Origin of the sequence: Herbidospora mongoliensis, from assembly GCF_001570545.1 — a bacterium.
Classification (GTDB): domain Bacteria; phylum Actinomycetota; class Actinomycetes; order Streptosporangiales; family Streptosporangiaceae; genus Herbidospora; species Herbidospora mongoliensis.
On the sequence record NZ_BBXD01000009.1, the window covers coordinates 572,882 to 594,101 of the forward strand.

General features: G+C 69.7%; 18 protein-coding genes. 8 read left to right on the forward strand and 10 right to left on the reverse strand.

From position 1 onward, the window contains the following. Entirely contained in the window at nt 1-1,044 is a 1,044-nt protein-coding gene (locus tag AW272_RS06940) for a glycosyltransferase (RefSeq protein ID WP_066361926.1), read from the forward strand. 158 nt (nt 1,045-1,202) lie between these two features. Here the strand turns inward: AW272_RS06940 and AW272_RS06945 are convergent, their stop codons facing one another. Next, the gene (locus tag AW272_RS06945; protein WP_245657220.1) at nt 1,203-2,216 is read right to left on the reverse strand and encodes a PucR family transcriptional regulator; all 1,014 of its coding nucleotides are present in this window, start codon (nt 2,214-2,216) and stop codon (nt 1,203-1,205) included. Nucleotides 2,217-2,299: 83 nt separating this feature from the next. Here AW272_RS06945 and AW272_RS06950 point away from each other — a divergent pair, with 83 nt between their 5' ends. The 5 genes from AW272_RS06950 to AW272_RS06970 are packed head-to-tail and all read left to right on the forward strand — an operon-like array spanning nt 2,300 to nt 6,574. Beyond that, on the forward strand, nt 2,300-3,211 hold the full coding sequence (locus AW272_RS06950; protein WP_066361930.1) for a proline dehydrogenase family protein: 912 nt from the start codon (nt 2,300-2,302) through the stop codon (nt 3,209-3,211). Then, a complete protein-coding gene (pruA, locus tag AW272_RS06955) occupies nt 3,211-4,863 on the forward strand; it encodes an L-glutamate gamma-semialdehyde dehydrogenase (protein ID WP_066361932.1) in 1,653 nt (550 codons plus the stop codon). The genes AW272_RS06950 and pruA overlap by 1 nt, the downstream gene beginning before the upstream one ends. 39 nt (nt 4,864-4,902) lie before the next feature. Beyond that, entirely contained in the window at nt 4,903-5,490 is a 588-nt protein-coding gene (locus AW272_RS06960; protein ID WP_066361934.1) for a MarR family transcriptional regulator, read from the forward strand. Further along, on the forward strand, nt 5,487-5,687 hold the full coding sequence (locus AW272_RS06965; protein ID WP_066361935.1) for a hypothetical protein: 201 nt from the start codon (nt 5,487-5,489) through the stop codon (nt 5,685-5,687). The genes AW272_RS06960 and AW272_RS06965 overlap by 4 nt, the downstream gene beginning before the upstream one ends. Before the next feature lie 41 nt (nt 5,688-5,728). Then, nucleotides 5,729-6,574, forward strand: a complete 846-nt coding sequence (locus AW272_RS06970) for an ROK family protein (RefSeq protein ID WP_218010811.1) — start codon at nt 5,729-5,731, stop codon at nt 6,572-6,574. Nucleotides 6,575-6,639: 65 nt separating this feature from the next. Here AW272_RS06970 and AW272_RS06975 read toward each other — a convergent pair whose 3' ends face one another. The 6 genes from AW272_RS06975 to AW272_RS07000 all read right to left on the reverse strand — a co-directional run bounded on the left by AW272_RS06975 (nt 6,640) and on the right by AW272_RS07000 (nt 14,189). Continuing rightward, nucleotides 6,640-8,091 (reverse strand): AAA family ATPase, encoded by a 1,452-nt coding sequence (locus tag AW272_RS06975; RefSeq protein WP_245657222.1) that lies wholly within the window; start codon nt 8,089-8,091, stop codon nt 6,640-6,642. Nucleotides 8,092-8,139: 48 nt separating this feature from the next. Next, the gene (locus AW272_RS06980; protein ID WP_066361937.1) at nt 8,140-9,174 is read right to left on the reverse strand and encodes a YihY/virulence factor BrkB family protein; all 1,035 of its coding nucleotides are present in this window, start codon (nt 9,172-9,174) and stop codon (nt 8,140-8,142) included. A gap of 20 nt (nt 9,175-9,194) precedes the next feature. Beyond that, complete coding sequence (locus AW272_RS06985; protein WP_066361938.1) at nt 9,195-10,061, reverse strand: LLM class F420-dependent oxidoreductase; 867 nt, start codon at nt 10,059-10,061, stop codon at nt 9,195-9,197. 19 nt (nt 10,062-10,080) lie between these two features. Then, a complete protein-coding gene (locus AW272_RS06990; protein WP_066361940.1) occupies nt 10,081-10,620 on the reverse strand; it encodes a DUF305 domain-containing protein in 540 nt (179 codons plus the stop codon). Further along, a complete protein-coding gene (locus AW272_RS06995; protein ID WP_245657224.1) occupies nt 10,617-11,897 on the reverse strand; it encodes a DUF1996 domain-containing protein in 1,281 nt (426 codons plus the stop codon). Before AW272_RS06995 ends, AW272_RS06990 begins: the two co-directional genes overlap by 4 nt. A 69-nt stretch (nt 11,898-11,966) precedes the next feature. Then, nucleotides 11,967-14,189 carry a discoidin domain-containing protein gene (locus tag AW272_RS07000; protein ID WP_245657225.1) on the reverse strand — a complete coding sequence of 741 codons (2,223 nt, stop codon included), beginning with the start codon at nt 14,187-14,189 and terminating at the stop codon, nt 11,967-11,969. A gap of 430 nt (nt 14,190-14,619) precedes the next feature. On the opposite strand from AW272_RS07000, the gene AW272_RS07005 reads away from it, so the two are divergent. Both AW272_RS07005 and AW272_RS07010 read left to right on the forward strand, forming a co-directional pair. Next, nucleotides 14,620-15,480, forward strand: a complete 861-nt coding sequence (locus AW272_RS07005) for a hypothetical protein (protein WP_066361946.1) — start codon at nt 14,620-14,622, stop codon at nt 15,478-15,480. An 89-nt stretch (nt 15,481-15,569) separates the two neighbouring features. After that, the gene (locus AW272_RS07010; RefSeq protein ID WP_066361947.1) at nt 15,570-17,108 is read left to right on the forward strand and encodes a trypsin-like serine protease; all 1,539 of its coding nucleotides are present in this window, start codon (nt 15,570-15,572) and stop codon (nt 17,106-17,108) included. Nucleotides 17,109-17,128: 20 nt separating this feature from the next. Here the strand turns inward: AW272_RS07010 and rox are convergent, their stop codons facing one another. From rox to AW272_RS07025, 3 genes are all read right to left on the reverse strand, one after another. Continuing rightward, on the reverse strand, nt 17,129-18,532 hold the full coding sequence (gene rox / locus AW272_RS07015; protein WP_066361949.1) for a rifampin monooxygenase: 1,404 nt from the start codon (nt 18,530-18,532) through the stop codon (nt 17,129-17,131). Nucleotides 18,533-18,700: 168 nt separating this feature from the next. After that, a complete protein-coding gene (locus tag AW272_RS07020; RefSeq protein WP_066361952.1) occupies nt 18,701-19,450 on the reverse strand; it encodes a lysophospholipid acyltransferase family protein in 750 nt (249 codons plus the stop codon). A 28-nt stretch (nt 19,451-19,478) separates the two neighbouring features. After that, nucleotides 19,479-21,191, reverse strand: a complete 1,713-nt coding sequence (locus AW272_RS07025) for a thiamine pyrophosphate-binding protein (RefSeq protein ID WP_245657227.1) — start codon at nt 21,189-21,191, stop codon at nt 19,479-19,481. Nucleotides 21,192-21,220: the final 29 nt, after the last annotated feature.

Genomic DNA, 21,220 nt, shown 5'->3' on the forward strand with positions numbered 1-21,220 from the left:
ATGCATATCGCCATCGTCGCCACGAACAACCTCTCCTCCACCGCCCCCGCTGTCACCCGTGAACTGGGCCGGGGCCACGAAGTCACCGTCTACACCCGGGACGACGCGCAGATCAAGGGTGTCAGGGTCGAGCGGGTGCCCGCCGGGCCCGACAGGGACCTCGCGGAGAACGAGCTTCTTCCCTACATCTCCGACTTCAGCGACGGCCTCAAGCAGCGCTGGAACGTGGAGCGCCCCGACGTCATCCACGCCCACTCCTGGAGCGGCGGCCTGGCCGCCATCGCCGGATCCGACGGCCTCGACGTACCGGTCACCCAGACCTTCCACCACGACGACCGCCCCTCGGCCCAGGTCCTGCGGCTGGAGCGGGCCATCGGCCGCCGGGCCCATGCGGTGATCGCGGCCTGTGCCGGCGAGGAGTCGCAGCTCATCCAGATGGGCGTGCCGCGCCGCAACATCTCGATCGTGCCGGGCGGCGTCGACATCGAGCGCTTCCGCCGCCAGGGTCCCGCCTTCCCCCGTGAGGGCCACCCGCGCCTGCTGCACGTCGGCGCGACCGGCGCCGGCGCCGTGATCAACGCGCTGACCTCGGTCCCCGACGCGGAACTCGTCGTGGCCGGCGGCGACGACCCGGCCCTGGAGCGCCTGCGCATGCTGGCCCGCGCCCGTGGCGTCGAAGAGCGGCTGACCCTGCTCGGCCACGTCCCCCACAACGCGATGCCGAAGCTGATCCGCAGCGTCGACGTGGCCCTGTCCCTCCAGCCGAACGTCCCGACCGGGACCGCCGCCCTGGAGATCATGGCCTGCGGCGTGCCGGTCATCGCCTCGGCCTCCGGCGCCCACCTCGACTCGGTGGTCGACGGTGTGACCGGCTTCCTGGTCCGCCGCCCCGTCGAAGTGACGGCCCGCATCCGCGACCTCCTCGGCGACCGCACCCTCCGCTCGGCCGTCGGCTTCGCCGGCGCCGACCGCGCCCGCTCCCGCTACTCGCTGGAGCGCGTCAGCCAGGAGCTCCTGCGCGTCTACGAGAGCGCCTGCGCCTGAACCTCTCCCCTGAGGGAACAACCGAGCGTCCGCGAAGCTCCGGCCTTCGCGGGCGCTCGGCCCGTTTCCGGCCCTCTTAGAGCTTCGTTTTCTTTACGGCTCCGCCCACCCTCAGGCCATCCCAAGAAATTTCGGGCATGAGCAGAATCTGAAGGCACTCAGAGCCGCCGCGCTTTGAGCGACAGATGCAGCAGCAGCCGATCCTGGCCCTCCGACAGATCCTTGCCGGTGAGCTGGGCGGCCTTGCCGAGGCGGTAATAGAGCGTCTGGCGGTGGATGCCCAGCGCCGCCGCCGTCTGCTGGACGTGACCCGCCCTGTCCAGATAGGTCTCCAGCGTGAGCGCCAGGTCTTCGGGAAGGGCGGCCGACTCCCCCGCCAGCTCGGCCAGCTCGTGATGGGGCAGCCTGATCAGGTAGCGGTAGACGCCCAGCTCCGACCAGTGGGCGACGGGTTCCCCGGTCTTCTCGGCCACGCGCAGCGCGTTCAGCGCCTCCCGCCAGCTCTCCCACGCGTCTTCCGGGTCCTGGCGGGGATCGCCGGTGCCGACCGGGACGCCGTACATGGCATGCAGGCGGGTGGCCGCCTCACGGGCGCGGACCGGTGGGGCCAGAAACGCGGGATGCGTGCCCGCCTGGCCGGTCAGGACATCGCGCGGGAGCGACCAGGAGATCGGCAGCTCGGCCGGGCCCGCCGCGACGGCCAGGGCGACCAGCGGCCCCTCGATTCCCCTCGCCGCCTCTGCGCGGGCCTGCGGGTTCGGGGAGAACAGGTCGTCAAGAGGTGCCCGGCGGATCTGGGCTTCGTGGGCCAGCGCGGCGGCGAGCCTGGCGAACGACGGCCGGGCCTCGTCGAGCAGCGCGTCGGGCAGTGCGCCGCTGTCCAGGAGCCACAGGTAGCCGTAGGTGACGCCTTTGTGTCGCAGGGGAACGCAGACGCGGGCGAGGAAGCCGGGGGCCTGCGGAATTCGTACCGGATGATCTGCGGTGGCGATCCCGTAGGCCTCGAAGTGGGCCTTGGTCGCGGGGGTCGCGCGGCGGCGCAGGATGGATTCCTGGCGGACCTCGTCCACCACACCGCTCTGGACACCGTAGGCGACCAGCTCGAACGCGCGGTCTTCCACGGTCACGGAGGCGTCGAGCAGGCGGGCGATCTCGTCGACCAGGTCTTGCATGGGAACATTATTGTGCATTTGTCTGAAGAGACTTGGCCGGATGTCCGTGGAAGGGTACTTTCCGGGCGAATTACGCTGTGTGCATGCTCGGTTCCACGCTCCTCGCCGTGTCGAGGAATCCGCTCGCGCGCAAAGCCGTCACGGCCCTGCCGCCCACCCGGCGCGTCGTCGACCGGTTCGTCGCCGGGGAGGACACCGCCGCCGCGGTGGCCGTCACCCGGCAGCTCGCCCGATCGGGGCTCATGGTCACGATCGACCATCTGGGCGAGGAGGTCCGCGACACCTCCGCGGCCGTCACGACCGCGAAGGCCTATGTGGAGCTGCTCGACGCGCTCGCCCCCCTGGGCATGGGCCACCGGGCGGAGGTGTCGGTCAAGCTGTCGGCCGTCGGGCAGGCGCTCGACGACTCGATGGCCCTGGAACACGCCCGCGAGATCTGCGAGGCCGCACGGGCCGCCGGGGCCACGGTCACCCTCGACATGGAAGACCACACGACGGTCGACTCGACGCTGGGCATCCTGCGCGACCTGCGGGCCGACTTCCCCGACGTCGGGGTGGCGATCCAGGCCTACCTGTTCCGGAGCGAGGCCGACTGCCACGACCTGCGCGATTCGCGGGTCAGGCTGGTGAAGGGGGCCTACCGGGAGCCGGGGTCGGTGGCGTACCAGAAGAAGACCGACGTCGACCTGGCCTATGTGCGCTGCCTGAAGGTCCTGATGGCAGGCACGGGACACCCCATGGTGGCCACCCACGACGACCGGCTGATCTCCATCGCCGAGTTGCTCGCCGACCGGCACGACCGGCCCCGCGACACCTACGAGTACCAGATGTTGTACGGCATCCGTACCGACAAGCAGCAGGCGCTCGCCAACTCGGGCGCCCTCGTCCGCGTGTACGTGCCCTACGGCGACGACTGGTACGGCTACTTCATGCGCCGCCTGGCCGAACGACCGGCCAACGTGGCCTTCTTCCTGCGTTCCCTTGGGGGTAAGTGATGGACGCCGTCTCCACGGTCCCGGCTCCGGTCAACGAGCCTGTCCGGTCCTTCGGACCCGGCAGCGCCGATCGCGCCATGCTGGAGGGGCGGCTGAAGGAACTGGCCGCCACGAGCATCGACCTTCCCATGACGATCGGCGGCGAACGCCGCATGGGCGGCGGTTCGCCGATCCCGGTGGTCCAGCCGCACAACCACGCCTCGGTTCTCGGTACGACCCACGACGCCACCCCCGCCGACGTCCAGTCGGCCATCTCGGCCGCCCTGGGCGCGGCCCACGCGTGGCGATCGCTTTCGTTCGACGAGCGCGCCGCCATCTTCCTGCGCGCGGCCGAGCTGCTGGCCGGTCCGTGGCGGGCCACCCTGAACGCGGCCACCATCCTCGGCCAGTCGAAGTCGGCGCAGCAGGCCGAGATCGACGCCGCCTGCGAGCTGATCGACTTCCTGCGGTTCAACGTGTCGTTCGCCCGGCAGCTCCTCACCGAGCAGCCGATCTCCTCGCCCGGCGTGTGGAACCGGATGGAGTATCGGCCGCTTGAGGGCTTCGTCCTGGCCATCACGCCGTTCAACTTCACCGCCATCGCCGCGAACCTGCCCGCCTCGGTGGCGCTGATGGGCAACGTGGTGGTCTGGAAGCCGTCCCCCACCCAGCAGTTCTCCGCGCACTTCACCATGGCGCTGCTGGAGGAGGCCGGCCTGCCGCCGGGCGTGATCAACCTGGTGACCGGCAACGGCTCGGCCGTCTCCGAGGTCGCGATGACCCACCCGGCCCTGGCCGGGATCCACTTCACCGGCTCGACCCCGACCTTCCAGCACCTGTGGTCGACCGTGGGCGCCAACATCGCGCGCTACCACGCCTACCCCCGGCTGGTCGGCGAGACCGGCGGCAAGGACTTCGTCCTGGCCCATCCCTCGGCCGACCCGGCGGCGCTGACGACCGCGCTGATCAGGGGCGCCTTCGAATACCAGGGCCAGAAGTGCTCGGCGGCGTCGCGCGCCTACGTCCCGCGCGCGATGTGGAACCTGATGAAGGACGACTTCATCTCCCTGGCCGAGTCGCTGACCGTGGGCGACGTGGCGGGCGACCTGTCGACGTTCATGGGCGCCGTCATCGACGACCGCGCCTTCGCCAAGCACAAGGCGGCCATCGACCGGGCGCGGAGCGCGAACAACGTCTCGGTCCTGACGGGCTCCTACGACGACTCCGTCGGCTACTTCGTGAAGCCGACCGTGCTGGAGTGCGCCGACCCGACCGACGAGATCTTCACGACCGAATACTTCGGCCCGATCCTCTCGGTCCACGTCTACGACGACTTCGACGCGACCCTGACCCAGCTGGAGTCCGCGACCCCCTACGCCCTGACCGGCGCGCTCATCGCCCGCGACCGCTACGCCATCGCGTCGGCGTCGGAGAAGCTGCGCTACGCCGCCGGCAACTTCTACGTCAACGACAAGCCGACCGGCGCCGTGGTCGGCCAGCAGCCGTTCGGCGGCGCCAGGGCGTCGGGCACCAACGACAAGGCGGGCTCGATCCTCAACCTGATCCGCTGGGTCAACGCCCGCACCATCAAGGAGACCTTCGTGCCCCCGGTCGTCCTACCGCCGTACCGCGGCGACATCCCGCAGAGCGGCTGGCAGCAGCCGGAGTTCTGACCTTGGCATTTGCGTAAGGCGCAAGTTATCTTGCGTCTTATGCAACAACCACCGCCCATGCTGCTCCCCCTGCTGCGTTCCCCGCTGCAAGGGGAGTTGCTGGCGTGGCTCTTCCTCCATCCGGAAGACGAATATCCCCAGATGGACCTGGCTCACCTGTTCGGGGTGTCGGCCGCGGGGGTGAGCAGAGAGGTCGACCGGCTGTCCGAGGCCGGGCTGGTCCATCACCGGCGAGTGGGCAACCTCCGACTGGTCCGCGCCGCCACGGACACGGCGCTGTCCCGACCCCTCACGGAACTCCTCGCCCTTACCTACGGCCCCATCGCGGTCCTGCCCGAAATGCTGAGCGGCCTGTCCGGCGTGGAAGAGGCCTATGTCTACGGCTCCTGGGCGGCCCGCTACCGGGGCGAACCGGGCCCGGTCCCCCACGACATCGACGTCCTGGTGATCGGCGACGCCGACATCGACGACCTCGACGACGTCGCCCAGAACGCCAGGCGACGCCTCGGACGAGAGGTTAGTATTCGCCGAGTCACGCGCCGTGACTGGGAATCCCCCGATGGGCACCCATTGCTGGAATCCGTCCGGTCACGACCCCTCGTGAAGTTGAAGATCGGAGCAGTATGAGGTGGGAGCAGGGCCGCCAGGCGATCGAGGGCATGATCGGCCGTGGCGAACTCGGCAAAGTTCCGGCGAGCCGCTCCCAGGCCGAGGAAATGATCGATCAGGCCCGGAAGCACGTGGCCGCCGCTCAGCTCACTGCCCAAGGTGAATCGATCATTGACCTCTCGGTCAAGGTGATCGATCAGATGCAACCCTTCTAGCGCCATTTTGCTCAGGCCCCGGTTCGCGGTTGACTACGGGGGTGATCAGGTACGGAGCCGTCGAAGCCGGCGGAACGAAATGGGTGTGCGCGCTCGCCGACACCGACGGGAAGATCGTGGCCACCGAGGTGGTCCCGACGACGACCCCCGACGAGACCATCCCGGCCGCCGTCGACTTCTTCCGGCGGCATCCCGCCCCGGTGGCGGTCGGGGTCGCCACGTTCGGGCCGGTCGATCTGGCGACCGGGCACATCATGGCGACGCCCAAGCCGGGCTGGTCGGGGACCGATGTGGTGACGCCCTTCCGCGAGGGGCTCGGGGTGCCGGTCGGGCTCGACACCGACGTCAACGGGGCGGCGATCGGCGAACTGCGCTACGGGGCGGGGCGGGGGCTGCACACCCTCGCCTACATGACGGTCGGGACCGGCATCGGGGTCGGGGTCATCGTCGACGGGCGGCCCCTCCATGGGCGGACCCATCCCGAGGCGGGGCACATGCTGGTCCCCCACGACACCGAGCGTGACCCGTTCGCAGGGATGTGTCCCTTCCACGGCGACTGTCTCGAAGGGCTGGCCTCGGGGTCGTCGATGCGGCAGCGCTGGGGGCGGCCGGCGCAGGATCTCGAGGACGGCGAGCCGTGGGAGCTGGAGGCCGACTATCTGGCGAAGGCCGTACACAACCTGGCTTCGACCCTCTCCCCCCAGGCCGTGATCATCGGCGGCGGGGTCGGCGGGCGGCCGGGGCTGCTCGACCTGGTCCGGGCCCGCGCGGCCGGGCTGGCCGGGGGCTACGCGCTCGACACGCTCATCTTCGCGCCGGGGCTGGGCAACCTGTCGGGCGTGACGGGGGCGGCCGAGCTGGCCCGCATGGCGCTCGACGCTACCTGAGGATCGGATTGCCGCCGGAAAGGACCTTCGACAGGGCCGATCGGCCGTAACCACCGGCTGGAACCCTAGGCGTACAGGTCCCCGGGTCCGATCAACTCGACCTCGCCCAGCCTTTCTGCGGCCCGCAGTCCTTCGGTGAACCCCTCGCCGGAGAAGCAGACCAGGCGGGTGGCCGAGGTGTCGTACCGGTCTCCTGCCTGGACGAGCCCGAGAATGCGCCGCAGCCGCGCCAGGTGGCCCTCCCCCATCACCTCGCCCCACTTGGCCTCGCCGATCGCCAGCAGCTCCCGGCCGGGGCCGACGGCCACGACGTCGAGCTCATGGGTGGTGCGGCCGGAGGTGTCGTTGACGGTGCCTGCGGTCACCTGAACGGGCCAGGTCCCGAAGCGGTCTTCGGCGAAGTGCAGGGTCCACTCCCGGCAGACCCGTTCGAAGTGGGGGCCCATCACCTGGGCGGCGAACCGCTCGCGGCTGGCCGCCCAGATGCGCTCCGTGGCCGCTCCCCGCATCAACTGGGGCCAGTAGGGCCGCATGATCGCGTGGTAGAAGACGAGCAGCGGTTCGTTGATCCGGAAGTCGGTGCGGTTGCCGCGGAACGCGTCGGCCTCGCGGGTGATCAGCCCGGCGTCCTCCAGCACGGTCAGCGGGTGGGACAGCTCGTTCGACTTCCGTCCGACGTGGCTCGCGATGCCGCCCCGGCCGCTGTTGCCCTCGGCGATGGCCCGCAGCACCGAGTGGTAGAGCGCGCCGTCGCGCAGGTCGGGCTCCTCGGCCAGCAGATATCTGGCTTCCAGGAACATCGGGCTGCCCGGGGACAGGATCGCCCGGATCACCCAGTCGTCGAAGTCGGCCCGGTCGCGCGGGGTGTCATACCGGATCATCTCGGTACGGTAGGCGGGCGTCCCTCCCACGACCGCGTGCACCAGAAGCGCCAGCCGGGGGTCGTCGATCCCCCAGAAGCGGGCGGCCAGCCGGAAGTCGAGCGTGGCCACCGGCAGATCGAGCGAGGCCCGGCCGCGCAGCGGCGCGTTCCCCGACAGCAGGCCGCCCATGAACGACATGGCCGACCCGCACAGCAGCAATCGGGTCCGCGACTCGACCCGTTCGGCCCGGCGGGGGGCGTACGCCGCCTGGATCATCGACGGCAGCGCCGCGTTGGCCCTGGCCAGGTAGGGGAACTCGTCGATCACGACCGGGATCGGCCGACCGCGCCCGGCCCGCAGCAGCACGTCGAACACGGCCGGCCAGCTCTGCGGGGTGAACGGCACGATGGGGTCGAGGAACTCCGTCAGCGCTGCGCCGATCACGGCCAGCGACTCGGTGTCGGTGGCCTCCTGGGCGGAGAAGTAGAACCCGCCGAGTTCCTGACAGAGCGATTCGAGCAGGAAGCTCTTGCCCTGGCGGCGCCGCCCGGACACGACGCCGAGCGTCGCCGACGGCTGGTCGTCGGTGGCGAACCGGGTGAGGGCGGCCCACTCACGATCCCGGTCGAACATGCCCTCCGGCTTGGGCACCACGACGACCTCCGAGGCGGGAGAAGTACAGTTCTGATAACTGTACTTCTCTCAGCGTCTTCTGACTCGTGCGATCAGTGCTTGGGCCGCCGCCAGGGCGGCCATACCGACCGCGCCGACCAGCGGTTCGCGTTCCTCTTCCTTCGTCGGGCCGGGGTCGGGCATGGCAGGGTCGGTGTGGTGGGTGCGGGAGGCTTCGAGCTGGGCGGCCACGGCCAGGCCGACGAACAGGGCGATCGAGGTCAGGAACGACCAGAGCAGCAGCGCTATCGCGGCCGTCAGCGGGCCGTAGGTCTCGCCGAAGCTGCCGTTGAGGCCCGTGTAGACCGACAGGCCCAGGGTGAAGATCGTCCACAGCACCAGCGTCACCAGGGCGCCGAAGGCCAGCCACGTGTGTCCGGGCTGGCGACGTCTGGGGGACGCGCGGAAGATGACCGAGGTCGCCACCAGGGCCAGCAGGAAGCCCAGCGGCCAGCGCACCAGGTCGAAGGAGAAGCGCAGGCCGGGGCCCCAGTCGTACACCTCCGCGAGGGCGTGTTTCAGCGCCCCGCCGCCGACCATCGTGACGAATCCGGCCACCATGAACGTTCCGGCGGTCGTCGCCAGGATCAGGCCGCGCAGGTATTTGCGGTGGAAGGGGCGGTCGCGTTCGATGCCGTAGATGCGGTTGGCGCCGCGTTCCACCTGGGCCATCGTGCTGACCAGGGAGAAAACGGCTGTGATCAGGCCCAGCCACAGGGCGACCGCGTCGGAGCGTGAGCCGCCGTCGAGGATGTCGCGGACGGCCGCGACGCCCTCGCCCGGGGTCAGCGAGCTCAGCGTGAGGGCGAGGACCTGGCCGAGCTTCTCGGTGTGGACCACCGAGCTGAGCCCGACCAGGGCGATCGCGCCGGGGATGACCGACAGGCACATCTGGAACGCCAGGGCCCGCGAGTGGCTCATGCCGTCGCCGTAGCGGAAGCGGATGAACGAGTCGCGGGCGAGCCGCCACGCGCCGTAGGCGCGCAGGGCGGCCCAGGCGTCGTCGGCGGACAGATCGTCGCCGGTCATCGACTGGGTCTGGGGGACGAGGGTCGCTGAGCCCACGCCGCCAAGTTAGCCCAAAGTCAGATCAACTGGACGACCGGGATCACGTCATGACCGATCTGCTCCAGCGGAGTGATCTCGTGCACCCCCTTGACCTGGCCGATCGCGAGGCTGAAGCCCAGCTCCGCGTAGCCGCCCAGGTCGTCGACGATCTTCTGGGCGCCCTGCGAGGTGTCGTAGATGTAGTAGATCGTCTTCTGGATGTCGTCGTAGTTGCGGCCGACCGCCTCGCAGTGGCCGCGCAGCACGTCGAGCTTGTGCCGGAGCTGGTCGGGCGCCGCCGGGAACAGGTTGCAGGCGTCGCCGTACTGGGCGACCAGGCGCAGCGTCTTCTTCTCGCCGCCGCCGCCGATCATGATCGGCGGGTGCGGGCGGGTGATCGCCTGCGGGGAGTTCAGCGGTCGTTCCAGGGTGAAGTGCCGTCCTGTGTACGGCTTCTCGTCGCCCGCCCACATCTGGTGGCAGATCTGGAGCGCCTCTTCGAGCTGTTCGAAGCGTTCGGCCAGCGGCGGGAACGGGAAGCCGAGACCCTTCGACTCCTCCTCGTTCCAGGCGGCGCCGATGCCCAGCCAGGCACGGCCGCCCGACAGCACGTCGAGGGTCGTGATGATCTTGGCGAGCAGGCCGGGCTGCCGGTAGATCACACCGGTGACCAGCGTGAGCAGCCGGGCCCGCGCGGTGTGGGCGGCGATCCAGCCGAGCGTGGTGTAGGCCTCCAGCATGGGCTCTTCGACCGGGCCGACGTTGCCGATCTGCCAGAAGTGGTCCATCACCGCGATGGTGTCGAAACCGCTCTCGTCGGCGGTCTTGACGATCCGGGCGAGCTGATCGCTCAGCGGCGCGTCGCCGGGGTAGGTGAAGCTAGGGATTTGGAGTCCAACCTTCATGGTTACATTCTTACCGCCATTACCTGGCAAGTCCCGCGAGGGTGGCGAGCTGCGCGGTGCGCGCCGCGGTCATGTCCGCCGCCAGGGCGAGCGCCTCCGGCGAGGCGCCGGCCTTCTGCTCGCTCGCGGTCACCATCGCCGACTGGTCGAGGTGGCCCTTCAGGGCGCTGACCAGCAGCTTGTCGAACGCCTTGCCCTTCGCCCTGGTCGCCGCCTCGATCGCTATCGGGGTCGGCATGCCCGGCATGTCGTGTCCTTCGTGCGGGTTGGGGCCCGCCTTCGCGCTGGTCAGGATCGCACGAAGACGGGCCAGTTCGGCCCGGTGGCCCTGGGCGACGGACCCCGCCAGGTCGGCGAGTGCGGGGTCCGCGGCCCGGGTGGGGGCGAGATCGGTCAGTTTCAGCAAGCGCTCGTTCATCGCTGCCATGAGCTGCGCCCACGCCAGATCCGTCGGGTTGTAAGCCGTCGTGACGGCCACTACCGGCTTCACCGGCGGCGGTGCTTCAGACGTACAGGAGACCGAAAGAAGGACCACGGCGGCGAGAACGAGTTTTCTCATGGGCGGCCGTTGGCCCCGCACTTGATGACCGGACGGATGCAGTCACGCACCCGCTGCAGCATCTCCGCTTCGGGCCAGGCGTTGAAGAAGTCACCGTGCATCGTGAATCCCCGGCCCGACGCCAGGCGGATCCGCGACGGATCGCCGCTGACCGGGTAGCGGAGCACCTGACGCAGCTTCGGCACCGGGACCGGGTGGGTGGACGGACAGGCCTGGTTGACCGGGTAGGCCATGTGGCTCTTGTGGTCGGGCGAGTCGAGGTTCACCCCGTCCCAGCACTGCGGGAAGTCCAGGTACGACTCCAGCATCGTGCCGGCTGGGCAGTTCACGAAGTCCTTCGACGCGCCCGCCTCGTTGGCGTGCAGGCACGACCATCGCGAGTTGGTGGAGGCGTCGGGGGCGGTGGCCTTGGCGTTGCCTGCGACGATGCGCAGGCCCAGCGGCAGCGGCTGGATCTGCGCGGTGATCTCGGGCCGGACACCCTCACCGAGGTAGTAGAACGTCGTGATGACCGGTTCGACGGGCTGGTCGTTGACGTAGAGCGTCGGCACCCAGTACGACGACAGGTCGATGCGCGGGTTGCAGTTGGAGTCGCCCGCGAGGAGCGTCTCCACGGTCGAGTGGGCGTTCGTCGTCAGGTTGCCGAAGAACGAGTGCATGTGCGAGGCGCCGGGCAGGCCCGGGTAGATGATCGGGTCGTCGGGCAGCCGGTGGGTGAACGGGCAGTCGGCCAGGAACTCCGACACCCTCACGATCGGGCCCTGCGGCTGCGACGGCGTGGGAGTCGGGGTGGGGCCGGTGCCGCCGGGGCCGTACACCTCGAACTCCCAGAGGGACACGCCGTAGGCCGTGGCGCGCGCGGTCGTGTAGACGCGGATGTAGCGGGCGGACGTCTGGGTGAAGTTGATCGTCTGCACGCCGCCCGTCTGGGCGGTGCGGGTGGCGACCGTCGCCCACGTCGTGCCGTTGGACGAGGTCTGGAGCTGGTAGGCGGTGGCGTAGGCCGCCTCCCACCGCAGCACGACCTGGTTCATCGAGGTGGCGGCGCCGAAGTCGACGCGGAGCCACTGCGGGTCGGAGAACAGGCTGGACCAGCGGCTGCCGGCGTTGCCGTCGACCGCGTTGGCGGCCACGTGGCCCCCCTCGACAGAGGAGGCGGTGGCGGTCTTGCCTTGAGAGATGGGCGCGGCTTCGGCCCTCTGGGTGACGATTGTGAGCATCGCCAGGATCAACACGCCGATGGCGGCGATCCTGGCCCACGTGATGGTCAGGGACATCGCGTACTCCATGGATCTAGTGGGGGGTGCCCCCCGGGGCCTCTGTCAGGGAGGCCCCGGGAGGGTCGATCACTGGTACACGCGCACGTAGTCGACGAGCATCTGCTTCGGGAAACCGGTGGAGGCGTCCGGCGGACCCGGCCAGTCACCACCGACGGCGAGGTTGAGGATGATGTAGAACGGGTGGTCGTAGACCCACGGCCCGCGGGTCGCCTCGACCTGGGCCTTGCTGAGCGTGAAGACGGTGCGGCCGTCGACGCTCCACGTCATGCCCGAGCTGTTCCAGTCCAGGGCCCATACGTGGTAGTCGTCGGAGAAGTCGGCTCCGCTCGGCAGGGTGTTCGGCGCCCCGATGCCCGCGCCGCCGTTGTAGGCCGGTGCGTGGATCGTGGTGTACGACGTCTTCACGTCCTTGCCGAGCACCTCGACGATGTCGATCTCTCCGTTGTACGGCCACGGACGGCCGGTCAGGAAGTCGGCGCCCATCATCCAGAACGCCGGCCACAGGCCGTTGCCCTTGGGCACCTTGATCCGGGCCTCGACCCGTCCGTAGGTGAAGTGGTACTTCGTGCCGGTGTTCATCCGGTGCGAGGTGTACTGGCAGGTGCCGCCCGGACAGGCCGAACCCGGCGTGACCTCCTGGCGGGCCTCCATGACCAGCTGACCCGCGCCGTTCATGTTCGCGTTGTTGTTGTTCGTGTAGTACTCCAGCTCGTTGTTCGGGCCGGTGCCGACGTCGGGCCGCCACTTGGCGGCGTCGGGCTTGGTGCCCGCCGCGCCGTTGAACTCGTCGCTCCAGACCAGCTGCGGGGGTACGCGCGGGTCGGGGGCGGGAGCGGGCGGGGTGTTGGGGGCGCCGCCGGTGCCGTACACCTGGAACTCCCAGAGGCTGTAGCCGTAGGCGGTGGCGCGCTGGGTGCCGTACATCCGGACATAGCGCCCGCTACCCGTCACGTTGATCGACTGCTTGAAGCCGGTCCCCGTCGTGGTGGAGTAGATGCTGGTCCAGTTGGTGGCGTCGTTGGAGGTCTGGATCTGGAAGGCCCTGGCGTAGGCGGGGTCCCACTGCAGGACGACCCTGCTGATCTGGGCCACCGCGCCGAGGTCGACGTAGATCCAGCCCGGGTCGACCCAGCCCGTGGTCGAGCTCGTCGCCCAGCGGCTGGCGGCGTCGAGGTCGAAGGCGCGGGCCGGCGTGCACTCGTAGCAGTTCACGTCGCTCTGCGACGTGGAGGCGACGGCGGGCTTGTTGTACGAGAGGAGCCGCGTCCCACCCGGGTCAGGTGACGGGGAGGGCGACGGACTCGGGCTCGGACTCGGAGACGGGCTGGGACTCGGAGACGGGGACGGGGACGGCGACGGCGACGGCGACGGAGACGGCGACGGCGACGGGCTGGTCGGCGTTCCGGTCCGGACCTGGATCTCGAAGAGGCTGATGCCGAACGGCAGCGCCCGGTTGCTCAGCACCAGCCGCAGGTAGCGGCCGGACCCGGTGGCCGTGATGTTCTCCGTGCCACCCGCTCCGGTGGTCGTCGAGTAGATCTGGGTGAACGTGGTGTTGTTCGGCGATGTCTGGATCTGGTACGTCCGCGCGAACGCGGCCTCCCAGACCAGCGTCAGGCCACAGATCGACGTGGTGGCACCGAGGTCGATCGTCACCGACTGGGGCTCGCCGTAGGCGCTGGCCCACCGGGTGCCGGCGACGCCGTCGACGGCGTTGGCCGCGACGAAGGTCCCCTCGGTGGAGGTCGCGGTGATCGGCTTGCCGAGAGCGGCGTTGCCGCTGCACGTGCCGGTCGGGCCGGTGGACCCGTACACCTGGAACTCCCACAGGGAGTAGCCCCAGGCGGTGCCCCTCGCGGTGCCGTACATGCGGACGTAGCGCCCGGTGCCGGTCACGTTGAGGGTCTGGACGCCGCCCGTACCGGCGGTGGTGGTGTGGATCGTCGTCCAGGTGGTGCCGTTGGCGGAGGTCTGGATCTGGAACGCCCGCCCGTAGGCGGCCTCCCAGTTCAGGACGACTTGGCTGATGGTGGCCGAGGCGCCCAGGTCGACCTGGATCCACTGGGGATCGGCGAAGGCGCTGGCCCACCGGGTTCCGGTGCTGCCGTCGACGGCGGCGGACGCCGCGAAGGCCCCCTCGACCGAGGAGGCGGTGGCCGTCTTGCCCTGCGAGAGCAGGGTGTCGGCGGCCATGGCCGGCTGGATGGCGACGTAGGAGGCGAGCAGCGCCAGCGCTGCCGCGATGAGCACGCCCAGGCGTAACCGGCCCGGACTGCGCGATGAACTCAACGTGTCTCCTCGGGAGGGCGGGGGGTGAAGTTCGGGGAGCGCTCCCTGGGCCCTGAGGTTCCCCTTTTGTTCCGATATCTGTCAAGTATCAAATTAACTCCCGCGTAACGAAAAGGGGAGGGCACTCGTCATGGGAGAGCGCTCTCCTCGACCGATCATGCACGTCACGCGGAGCGTTTGAGCTTTGAATATCCGATGGAACGGTTTCTGAGGACGTCGCGGGCGAAAAGCCTGACTGGTAGCGGTACGAGCCATTGACGAGGGCGGGCAGCCCGGGCGACCCTGGTGAGGGAACGTTCTCTTCATGATCGCCAAGCCGGTCGGTGCGGCGGTTCACATAGATCTCTGAACCAGCTTGTACGTCCAGTAGACCTATAACGCTTTGATAACCCACTGAGATTTTCCGGTCGCGGAACGTAATGTCGTCGACGTGCCCCCGACCACCGAACACGAACTCTGGCTCGACCTGTTCACCAACAACCCCCGCCTGGCCCCCGACCTCCTGGAGGAAACCTTCGGCGTGCACGTCCCCTACTACGAGGAGGCCCGGGTCGAATCACCGGTGATGAACGAGTCCAGGCCCGTCGAACTCCGGGCCGACCACGTGATCGTCCTCCGCAACAGGGGCCGGCCGGTCCTCGCCTGCGTCGTCGAGGTGCAACGCAACCACGATGCCCGCAAGGAGTGGTCGTGGCCGAAGTACGTCACGGCCGTTCGTGCCCGCCACAAGTGCCCGACGATCCTGCTGGTGATGTGGCCGCACGCCGATGGTGCGGAACGCGTGTCCACGCCCATCGCGCTGGGTCCCGCCTCGATGGTGACCCCTCACGTGATCGGGCTCTCCGCTCTCCCCTTGGTAACGGACGAAGCGCTGGCCATCGCCAAACCCGAACTGGCGACCCTCTCGGCCCTGGCCCACGCCGACGGCCCTCACCGCAAAGAGGTGTTGACCGCGGCCCGAGCAGGCATCCGAGCTTTCAGGAAAAAGATGGGCAAAGAAGCTCAGAACTACACTGACTATCTCTCAGTGGCGTTGAGCAAGGACGCTTCGGAGCTGTGGAGGAAACTGATGGGTGTGGGAACCTACGAATACCAAAGCGAATGGGCCCGCGGAGCCGTCGCGCACGGTAAGGCTCAAGCCGTGCTGGCGATCCTCGCGCACCGGAACCTGACGGTGACCGACGAGGTCCGCGACCGCATCCTCGATTGCGTCGACCCCGAACTGACTGCGATGTGGCTCGACCGCGCCTTCCAGGTCAGCAGCGCCGAGGAACTCCTGTCGCCCGTGTGAGCTCAGGCGCGCTGATTGATACACGCTAGGGCGGCGCTCGAGACAGTCCTGCGGCGGACCGGATACTCCCCGTGTCCAGGGTGGGGCGTATGCGAAAACGATCCCTCCTGGTCGGCGCCGTCCTCGCGCTGGCCCCGTTCCTGATGGCCGTCTCCCCCGCGCAGGCCATCGTGGGCGGCACCGAATCGACCCAGGGCTACACGTTCATGGGCTCCTTCCAGCCGTCCTATCCCGCGCCGCCGCGTCCTGACAACCACGGCTGCGGGGTGGAGGTCCTCGCCCCGCAGTGGGTGCTCACCGCCAGTCACTGCGCCGGCAAGAACCCGACCACCGCGAAGGTCGGTGTCCCGCGCGGCTGGAAGGTCCGGGTCGGGTCGCTGGACACCACCTCCGGAGGCGAGGTGGCCGAGGTCGACCACTACTACCGGCTGTCGAACTTCCAGGAAGAGGGAGGTATCTGGGGCCGCGACCTCGCCCTGATGCACCTGCGGACCCCTGTCCGGGCCAAGCCGGTGCGCATCGCCTCGGCCACGCCCCGGGCCAACACGCCCGTCCGCATCATCGGCTGGGGCATGACCTGCGACGACATCAACGATCACCGATGCTTCCCGAGCAAGCTGCGGGAGGCCGACACCCTGGTGCAGCCGCTCTCGGCGTGTCCGTCCGCCGCGAAGACCGGGGAACTGTGCGTCGGCAGCCGTGACGGCGGCGTCGCCGCGAGCAACATGGACTCCGGTGGGCCCGTGCTGGTCCGCGAGCGCGGCCAATGGGCGGTGGCCGGTGTGGTCAGCGGCCCCGGCGGCGACAAGGCGCCGACCCTTTACACCGACGCCACCAGGCATGCCGCCTGGATCAACGGCATCATCTCCGGCGCCGAGGTGCCTCCGGATGACCGGATTCCCAACGTGGAAGGCGCGGTGAGCCTGGGTGACTGCGTGGGTTCCGTCGTCCGCACCTCCACTTCCCGCCCGCAGGACCCGGCACTGCTGCTGACCAACGGTCACTGCGTGGAGGGGAAGCGGCCCGCGCCCGGAACCGCGCTGGTCGACCGGCCCGCCGACCGCGTGGTGCCCATCGCCGACCGTCAGGGCTACCCCAAGGTCACCGCCCACGCCAACCGGCTGGTGTACGCGACGATGACCGGCACCGACATCGCCCTCTATCGCCTGGACAAGACCTACGCGCAGTTGAAGGCCAGGGGCGCGAAAGTCTTCCGGCTCACCTCCGCCCCCGTGCGCGCGGGCGACCGGCTGACCCTCGCCTACAGCGCCCGGCGCCTGAAGTGCTCCGCCCAGGCCGTGGTCGAGCACCTGCGGGAGGGCGGCTACCAGCAGAACGACGCGATTCGCTACGCCGCCGCCGACGACTGCGCGCCCGGCCACGGCATGTCCGGTTCCGCGCTGCTGGCCCCCGACGGCATCACGATCGTGGGCATCCACAACACCCACAACGAGGCCGGTGGGCGGTGCACCGACGACAACCCCTGCGAGGTGAGCCCGCGCGGGGCGGTGACCTCCGTGAAGGGCCGCTCCTACGGCCAGCAGGTCTTCACGATCGGAGCGTGCCTGACCAAGGGGTCGCGGCTGGACCTGTCCCGCAAGGGCTGCACCCTGACCCGCAGGAAATAGCCGCCCGGGGCCGAGATCTTCTAGGCGGGCTTGCCGAACCATCTGGTCAGCCGGCCGACCAGCTCGTCCTGGTCTTCTCCGACCCAGGCCACGTGGCCGTCCGGCCGGAGCAGCGCCGCGGGGACGCCCACTTCCTCGTTCACGTGATCGACCCGATCGGCCCAGCCCTCGACGGAGAGCCGGCCGGTCGGGTCGACGAGCAGGCCCCGCCCGGTGCGCATCAGCTCGTAGAGCCGTCCGTGGGCGCGCATCCGGCGGCCGACCGCGTCGTGGTCGTCGCCGAAGTCGTAGCGGACGCTGATGGCGGTGATCTTCTCCAGCAGGAATCGGGTCACGTTCTCGAAGTCCATCAGTTCCGACAGCAGATTGCGGACCGCCTGGGGACCGGGTTCCGTCGACAGCAGGAGCATCTGCGCGGCCGTGTTGTTCAGGACGTCGGCCGCCACGGGGTGGCGTTCGGCGTGGTAGGTGTCGAGCAGGTCGTCCGGGGCCCAGCCGTTGACCTGGGCGGCCAGTTTCCAGCCGAGGTTGAAGGCGTCCTGGATCCCCAGGTTGAGCCCCTGTCCACCGGTCGGCGGGTGGATGTGCGCCGCGTCCCCGGCGAGAAAGACCCGACCCACCCGGTAGCGCTCCGCCTGCCGGGTCGCATCGCCGAAGCGCGACAGCCAGCGCGGGGAGTGCGCGCCGAAGTCGGTCCCTGCGGTCGCCACCATCTGCCGTCTGAAGTCGTCGATCGACGGCGGAACCGCCCGGTCGTCGGCCACGCCGGCCGCCGGCACGATCACCCGGTAGAAACCGTCGCCCAGCGGACCCGCCCCGAACCGCAACTCGGTCTTGCGTACCTCGGCCATCACGGCGGCCACCGTCTCAGGCGGCGCGGTGAGCTCCATCTCCCCCAGCAGCGTGTCGACGCGGCTGGCCTCACCGGGGAAGCCGACGCCGAGCAGCTTGCGGACCAGGCTCCGCCCGCCGTCGCACCCCACCAGGTAACGCGCGGTCAGCCGGGTCCCGTCGGCCAGGTCGGCCGTCACTGCGTGGTCGTCCTGCGTCAGCCCGACGACCGCGTTACCGCGCCGGATCTCCGCGCCGAGCCCGACGGCGTGCTCGGTCAGCAGGCGCTCTGTGGTGGGCTGCGGGATGCCGAGAATGTAGGGGTGGGCGGTGTCCAGGGTCACCGGCCACGGCTTGATGATGCCGGCGAAGTGGCTGCTCAGCGGGTGCTGCCGCCCCTCCGCGAGGAACCCTCCGAGCAGTCCCCGTTGGTCCATGATCTCGATGCTTCGCACGTGCAGGCCGAGCGCCTTGGCGATTCTGGTCGGTTCGGCCGCCGCCTCCAGGACGACCACCCCGACGCCGTGCAGCCGCAGTTCGGCGGCGAGCATCACACCGGTCGGACCGGCGCCGACGACGATGACGTCAATCATGAAGAATCCCCCATCCGACACGGTTGTTTCCATGTCGGTGGGTGATTTTGCAGCACAACCGGGGTCTTGCCGCAAGCCCCGGGGTCCGCTATAGCTTGGTAGTGGAGGGGAGAACGCATCTCCTTCGATGCGTCGCCTGCGGCGATTCTCCGCGCGGCGCCAGAACCCTCACTCGCCTCGGTTCGCGCGTTCCTTGCGCTCCGCCTCGTCCAGAGCCGCCGCCTCTTCGGGCGTCGGGGCCGTGCCGCCGAGATGGGCGGGCTGCCACCAGGCGCCGGTGCCGTCGTCGGGGTAGGACCGCTGCGCCTTGTCGACCAGTTCGGACAGACGGCGGTGGAGTTCGGCGGTGGCGGCGTCCATGTCCTCGCGGCGCTTGGGGTGCATCGGCTCGCCGATCGAGATCGTGATCGGGATGTTCCGCTGCATGATGTTGCGGGGCCGGCCCTTGGTCCACAGCCGCTGCGTGCCCCACAGCGAGATCGGGATCAGCGGCACATTGGTGGCGGCCGCCATGCGTACCGCACCGTTCTTGATGTCCTTGATGGTGAACGACTGGCTGATCGTCGCCTCCGCGAACACGCCCACCACCTCGCCCGCCTTCAGCGCCTTCAGCGCGGCGATGTAGGCGCCGGCCCCTTCGGCCCGGTCGACCGGGATGTGGTGCATTCCGCGCATCAGCGGCCCGGAGATCCCGTGGTCGAAAACCTCCTTCTTCGCCATGAAGCGCACCAGCCGCTTGGCCGGCCGCGCGCCGAACCCGGCGAAGAGGAAGTCGAGATAGCTGATGTGGTTGCTGACGAGAACAGCCCCGCCGGTGGCCGGGATGTTCTCCGCGCCCTCAATGTTGATCTTCATCCCGAGGATCTTGAACATCGTCACAGCGGCCCCGATCACCGGGGGATACACGATCTCAGCCATGCGAGAACCGTAACCTACGAAGCTCCGATCAGTGCCCTCTGAACGCCTCCTCCAGCCACCACGAGCCGCGTTCGCGCGTCACCTTCGCGTGAATGAGAAGGGGCAGGTCACGGGGGCCGCCGACCCACTCACGCACCGCATCCAGATCGGCCGCGGAGCACACCGTGACGGCCGCGCAGCCGAACCCCCGCCCGATGGCCGCGATGTCGACCGGCGGGAAGGTGACGGTGTCGTGCGGAGCCCCGTGGAAGTGGTGGACCTCGGCGCCGTAGGCCTCGTCGTCGTACACGACGATCACCATCGGGAGCCCCAGCCGCACGACGGTTTCGAGCTCCGCCACGCCCATCAGCGCGCCGCCGTCCCCGAGCGCCGCGACGGGCAGCCGGTCGGGCCGCGCGAGAGCCGCCCCGACGGCGGTGGCCAGGCCGAGCCCGATGGACTGGAACGACTGGGTGAAACAGAACCCGTATTCGTCTGGGACATCCATGAACATCGCCGGATATCCCATGAAGTTTCCCGAGTCGACGGACACGATCCGTTCGGCGGGGAGCAACTCGTCCAGCCGGATGGTCAGCGTTCGGGGGTCGATGCGCCCATCGCCGCTTTCGTCCTCGTAGGCGACATCCTGCCAGCGCCGCCCGTTCTCAAGGCGCACGGCCAGCTCATCGCTCCGGTATCCGCTGTGCTGATCTGGGATTCTTTCCGTTACGGCTGTCGCACACCCCCCGACCTCCCCGACGACGCCGAAGTTCACCGACCGGTGAGCCCCGATCGCCGAGGCGTCGAGGTCGACCTGCACCACGGTGGCCGCCGGGGCGATGAGCGCGCCGTGCCGCATCGTCCACATGTTCAGAGCGCACCCCCACCCGACGATGAGATCGGCGCCCCGGATGAGCTCGGCCGCGAGCGGCGTCGCGAAGCCGCCGGAGACGTCGAGGTCCCAGGGGCTGCCCTTGAAGAGTCCCCGCGCGACGGCCGACGTGGCCAGCAACGCCCCGGTCTTCTCCCCCAGCGCCTCCAGCTCGCGCCGGGCATGACGCGCGCCGCGCCCCGCGACGAAGACCGGCCGCTCGGCGGCGGAGAGCACTTCGGCCAGCCGTTCAAGCGATCCCAGGTCGACCGGCTGCGCCACAGGCGTGGCCGCTCTGTTCACCAGCGCGCGCGGGAAGGGCCGGTCCTCCTCCAGACCGGGCGTCGGCGACCCACCGGCGGAACCGGGCAGCTCCTCGCCCGCCTTCTGCCCCTGCACGTCGAGCGGCAGGTTGAGCAGCACCGCCCGCCGCTCCCCCAGCGCCAGCCGATAGGCCGCGCGGGCGTCGTCGACAGCCGACTCCGCCGAGGTGATCCGCATCGACACGGCTCCGACGGCCGCCGCCAGCGCCGCCTGGTCGACCCAGAAGTTCGACAGCGGCGACGTCACCTCACCGGCCAGCACGAGCAGCGGCGTGCGGCTCTTGGCCGCCTCGGCCAGCCCGGTCAGCAGGTTCGTCAGCCCGGGGCCCTGGTGGACGGTCACCACACCGACCTCGCCCGACATCCGGGCGTAGGCGTCGGCCATGGTCGCCGCGCCGCCCTCGTGCCGGGCCGCGACGAAGCGCGCTCCCCCGGCCACGAGGGCGTTGGTCACGTGGAAGTTCCCGGAGCCGACGACACCGAAGACCGTCCGGACCCCCAGAGAAGCGAGTGCGCGGCCGACGGCCTCGTCGACGTTGACTTCAGGCAGATTCGCAGCGCGAGCCACGACCGGCCTTCGGCCGTCCGCGTCTCGCT

What these genes read in the sequence shown, in the direction of transcription:
- AW272_RS06940 (WP_066361926.1), top strand. Translation starts at nt 1, where the DNA reads ATGCATATCGCCATCGTCGCCACGAACAACCTCTCCTCCACCGCCCCC.
- AW272_RS06945 (WP_245657220.1), bottom strand. Translation starts at nt 2,216, where the DNA reads ATGCAAGACCTGGTCGACGAGATCGCCCGCCTGCTCGACGCCTCCGTG.
- AW272_RS06950 (WP_066361930.1), top strand. Translation starts at nt 2,300, where the DNA reads ATGCTCGGTTCCACGCTCCTCGCCGTGTCGAGGAATCCGCTCGCGCGC.
- pruA (WP_066361932.1), top strand. Translation starts at nt 3,211, where the DNA reads ATGGACGCCGTCTCCACGGTCCCGGCTCCGGTCAACGAGCCTGTCCGG.
- AW272_RS06960 (WP_066361934.1), top strand. Translation starts at nt 4,903, where the DNA reads ATGCAACAACCACCGCCCATGCTGCTCCCCCTGCTGCGTTCCCCGCTG.
- AW272_RS06965 (WP_066361935.1), top strand. Translation starts at nt 5,487, where the DNA reads ATGAGGTGGGAGCAGGGCCGCCAGGCGATCGAGGGCATGATCGGCCGT.
- AW272_RS06985 (WP_066361938.1), bottom strand. Translation starts at nt 10,061, where the DNA reads ATGAAGGTTGGACTCCAAATCCCTAGCTTCACCTACCCCGGCGACGCG.
- AW272_RS06990 (WP_066361940.1), bottom strand. Translation starts at nt 10,620, where the DNA reads ATGAGAAAACTCGTTCTCGCCGCCGTGGTCCTTCTTTCGGTCTCCTGT.
- AW272_RS06995 (WP_245657224.1), bottom strand. Translation starts at nt 11,897, where the DNA reads ATGTCCCTGACCATCACGTGGGCCAGGATCGCCGCCATCGGCGTGTTG.
- AW272_RS07010 (WP_066361947.1), top strand. Translation starts at nt 15,570, where the DNA reads ATGCGAAAACGATCCCTCCTGGTCGGCGCCGTCCTCGCGCTGGCCCCG.
- rox (WP_066361949.1), bottom strand. Translation starts at nt 18,532, where the DNA reads ATGATTGACGTCATCGTCGTCGGCGCCGGTCCGACCGGTGTGATGCTC.
- AW272_RS07020 (WP_066361952.1), bottom strand. Translation starts at nt 19,450, where the DNA reads ATGGCTGAGATCGTGTATCCCCCGGTGATCGGGGCCGCTGTGACGATG.